Annotated in this window: 2 protein-coding genes; both read right to left on the bottom strand. The window is 44.2% G+C overall.

Features of this window, described 5'->3' with window-relative positions; translation table 11 throughout:
- Positions 1–487 (bottom strand): pyruvate kinase (locus Q0F90_RS08075; RefSeq protein WP_296004593.1); only part of this gene is annotated, 487 nt, incomplete at its 3' end.
- Positions 488–635: 148 nt separating this feature from the next.
- Positions 636–3,747 (bottom strand): DNA polymerase III subunit alpha (locus Q0F90_RS08070; RefSeq protein ID WP_296004590.1); only part of this gene is annotated, 3,112 nt, incomplete at its 5' end.

Here is a 3,747-nt window from a genome sequence, read left to right as displayed (position 1 = left end):
GCGCTACGCCTGGCACAGCTACGCGTTTACGATTGCCGATTTCACCACTGTTTTGAACAGTAGTAATAATATTATTCCCTTCGATAGCATCGATGTTGAGCGTTACAAGGCCATCAGCTAAGAGGATTTTGTCCCCTACAGACACGTCGCCTACAAGACCTTTGTGGTTCACGGAGCTAAGCTCTTTTGTGCCTTCCACATCATCGGTAGTCAATGTAAACTTTTGACCTTCTTCAAGGAATACTTTTCCCTCTTTAAATAGGCCAAGACGAACCTCAGGACCTTTCGTATCGAGCAATAATGCGATTGGTTTATTTACAATCATCGCCGCATCACGCACCATTTGCATGCGTTCTGCTTGCTCTTCATGAGATCCGTGAGAGAAATTGAAACGAGCTACGTTCATGCCAGCTCGCATCATATCTTCTAAGATACCAAATTTATCCGTTCCCGGACCTACAGTACATACGATTTTTGTACGTTTCATTGTTCCTCCTATGAAAACCATCCCTTCTGGATGTTCATATATTATATCAATGTTGGTAAAAGCTATCTGTGCCCTACGCAACATGTGTTATTAAGTAGTGAATATATTTATTACTACCTTAACCTCTATTGAGGTTCTTATGCATATATTATTGAACCTCTACGGAGCCATCACCTAAAATGGCTTCAATAGCCTTGATGGATGCATCACTAGGGTCAAAGCACATATTCGGTGGCAAGTTAATGCGCTTCCGTTGACGGTGCAAGTATAACGACGTTGGCACAGAGCCTGCGGTGTTTGTTAACACCCGTTTTAAGGCTTCACTATTTTCTGGCGTATCATATTGGCTATAAATGTGAATAGCCACATGCTTAGCCTGACTATAGTTTACCTTTAATGGCGTAATGCGGTCTGCAATAATTTGCACACCCTTTTCATCCGCATCAACGCGGCCTTTTACCTTAACGATCATATCGACCTCCAAGAACTGTTGGCTTTGACTAAAGACCTTCGGGAATGCCACCACGTTGGCCACACCAGAATAATCTTCGATGCGAAGAATGGACATAACCTCATTTCGTCTTGTCATACGGTCCGTCTTATTTTCAATCAAACCGCCAAAGGTAATGGCTTGACCGTCATACTGCTCTGGATTTTCTACAAGAGCACCCAATTCAAAGAGGCCCTCTAATTCCTTAGCATAGCCTTGCAATGGATGGCCTGTGATGTAAAAGCCTGTATATTCCTTTTCATCCTTCAATTTATCGTCTTCCGATAAATCCTCTACATTAGGTACCGGGATGAAATCTACGGACTCCTCTATATCGCCAAAGAGACTCATGGTGCCCATAGCAGCATCCTTTTGCTCTTTAGCACCAACAGCTTGTGCGCCTTCATACATGTGCAATAATTGGTTTCGGTTTTCCTTGAAACCATCCATGGCACCACAACGAATGAGACTTTCAAGAAGTCGTTTATTAACAACCTTGTTGTCCACTCGTTTACAGAAGTCTACAATATCCGTGTAAAGGCCGTGCTCATTGCGCTCAGTAATCAAGCGATCGATGGCATTATCCCCTACGTTCTTGATGCCCCCAAGGCCGAAACGAATGGCATCTCCTTGTACGGCAAAGCTACGTTCCGAATAGTTAATATCTGGGCCAAGTACCTTTACATTGTGCTTCTTACAAGCATTGATGTAGTACGTCAACTTTTGCATGTTCTGCATGAAGCTCGTCATGGTAGCAGCCATGAATTCAGGGAAATAGTGAGCTTTCAAGTACGCCGTTTGGTACGCGATGTACGCATAGGCCGCACTATGTGATTTATTAAAGCCATAGCCTGCGAAGTATACGAGCAAGTCAAATACTTCGTTCGCAATGGACTCTTCTATACCATTATTAATGGAACCTTGAATAAAGGACTCCCGTTGCGCCTTTAGAACAGATTCCTTTTTCTTGCCCATGGCGCGGCGCATCAAGTCCGCTTGACCAAGGGAGAATCCGCCCATGGCGGATGCAATCTGCATAACCTGTTCTTGGTACAAGATGACACCAAAGGTGTCTTTTAGAATCGGTTCCAAGATAGGATGTAAATAGGTAACCTCTTTTTTACCGTGACGACGGTCGATAAAGTCCGCCACCATGCCAGAGCCTAGTGGACCTGGACGGTACAAAGCTACCAATGGAATTAAGTCCTCAAAATGTTCAGGCTTAAGGTCCATAACGAGCTTTGTAATACCTTCTGATTCGAGCTGGAATACACCAGACGTATCACCTTTTGTGAGGATATCACAAGCCGCCTTATCATCGAGTGGTATTGCATCTAAATCGAGGTCAATACCGCGGTTCGCCTTGATGAGCTTTAAAGCATCCCCCATAACCGTCAAGGTACGGAGACCTAAGAAGTCCATCTTTAAGAGGCCTAATTCCTCGATATTATCCTTATCGTACTGCGTTACAAAGCCTTCTTCGTTGGCATTTTGTACCGGTACGTGGTCATCTAGAGGGTCTGCAGAAATTACGACCCCCGCCGCATGAGTAGACGAATTGCGCGCAATGCCTTCTAGCTTTCTACCAAAGTCAAATAACTCTTTAACATTTGCATCAGCTTCGTATAAAGCTTTTAACTCTTTACCTTGCAGTGCCTTATCTAAGGTTATGCCTAGTTCGTTGGGAATCATCTTAGCTATGCGGTTCACTTCCGCCAACGGTAAATCGAGCACGCGACCTACGTCACGGATAACCGCACGAGCCGCCTCTGTACCGAAGGTAATAATCTGAGATACACGAGCTTGACCGTATTTTCTCGTTACATATTCGATGGCTTGACCACGCTTTTCATAGCAGAAGTCAATATCAATATCAGGCATGCTTACCCGCTCTGGATTTAAGAACCGTTCAAAGAGCAAATCGTACTTCAATGGATCAAGGCCTGTAATGCCAAGTAAATACGCAACTACAGAACCTGCTGCCGAACCACGACCAGGACCTACTAAGATGTCGTGCTCACGGGCATAGCGTACATAGTCCCATACAATAAGGAAGTAATCCTCAAAGCCCATGGTTCCAATAACATCTAACTCGTAGTCAAGGCGTTTTTGTAGCTCTTCAGAGGTCTCCCCATAGAGGCGAGGAATTTCACGTTCACAAACCTTACGCAAATAAGTCTTAGACGTTTCCCCTTCTGGCACATCAAAGTGTGGCAAGTGATGTTCATCGAAATTAAATTCTACATTACAACGCTCTGCAATTTTTAAGGTGTTTTCGATGGCTCCAGGAATATGTCCAAATAGCTCTGCCATCTCATCCCCAGATTTTAGATAGAACTCATCATTGGGGAACTTTAAGCGGTCTACCTCAGCACGACGACGGCCTGTAGAAATACAAACCTTAATATCCTGCGCGTCTGCGTCCTCTTTTAAAACATAGTGGAAGTCATTAGAGGCTACGATGCCAAGACCGTATTCCTTGCTGAGCTTAATGAGCTCCTCTTGAGCTTTAGCCTCCTCTGGCAAGCCATGATTTTGAATTTCTAAGAAGAAATTATCCTTCCCGTACGTCTCAATATACCATTCGATAGAACGCTTAGCGCCTTCCATATTGTCTTGCAAAATATACTGAGGAATCTCCCCTTGAATACAAGCACTGAGGGCAATTATGCCCTTGCTGTATTGGCGCAATACATCGCGGTCTGCACGAGGCTTATAATTAAACCCTTCAGTGGAGGCTTTCGACACGATTTTTACGAGATTTCGATAC

It is taken from the genome of uncultured Veillonella sp. (assembly GCF_934190855.1).
GTDB lineage: Bacteria > Bacillota > Negativicutes > Veillonellales > Veillonellaceae > Veillonella.
The sequence above is the reverse complement of the archived record's forward strand: the minus strand, read 5'-3'. Positions and strand labels throughout refer to the sequence as shown.